The organism is Vibrio sp. 1069 (assembly GCF_033340555.1).
In genome coordinates this window covers 1-594 of sequence record NZ_JAWOWP010000637.1, presented here as the reverse complement: position 1 = coordinate 594, position 594 = coordinate 1, and the positions used below count along the sequence as shown (strand labels likewise).

The 594-nt window shown below is 41.2% G+C and carries 1 protein-coding gene; it reads left to right on the top strand.

Annotated elements, in window-relative coordinates:
* Positions 1-115 precede the first annotated feature (115 nt).
* The gene (locus tag R7040_RS28190; RefSeq protein ID WP_318097849.1) at positions 116-556 is read left to right on the top strand and encodes a low molecular weight phosphotyrosine protein phosphatase; all 441 of its coding nucleotides are present in this window, start codon (positions 116-118) and stop codon (positions 554-556) included.
* The last annotated feature ends 38 nt before the right edge of the window (positions 557-594 follow it).

The following is a 594-nucleotide window of genomic DNA, read 5'->3' as shown; positions in this document are numbered from 1 at the left end:
ACAAGAGTTGAACCTTGTGCTCTTTTCTAATACCAAAAGAACCGTTGTTGCTCTTCAGAACAAGATAGAGCATGTAGATTCGATTATTTAGCAATAGCTTAAATAGGGTGAGAACTTGTTTTCTAATATTCTCGTTGTCTGTGTAGGCAATATTTGCCGCTCCCCGACCGGGGAAAGACTTTTACAATCTTTGCTTCCTAATAAGCAAGTGGCTTCAGCAGGCTTAGCTGTCCACAAAAGTCATCTATCAGGAAAGCCCGCAGATCAAATGGCTGCAAACCTCGCCAGTGAACACGGTATTAGTTTAGATGGGCATGAAGCACAACAATTAACACCAGAGCTCTGTGCTCAGTACGATCTTATACTGGTAATGGAAAAAGGCCATTTAGAAGCCTTAACAAAAATTGCTCCGGAGGCTCGTGGTAAAACCATGCTATTTGGACAATGGATCAAAGAAAAAAATATCCCTGACCCATACAGACAAAGCAGGGAAGCATTCGAGCATGCTTATGCGCTGATAGAAAAAGCTGCATTGGCATGGTCAAAAAAACTATAAGTCGAAAGACTATACATAAACGCTAATGGCAAGGTATT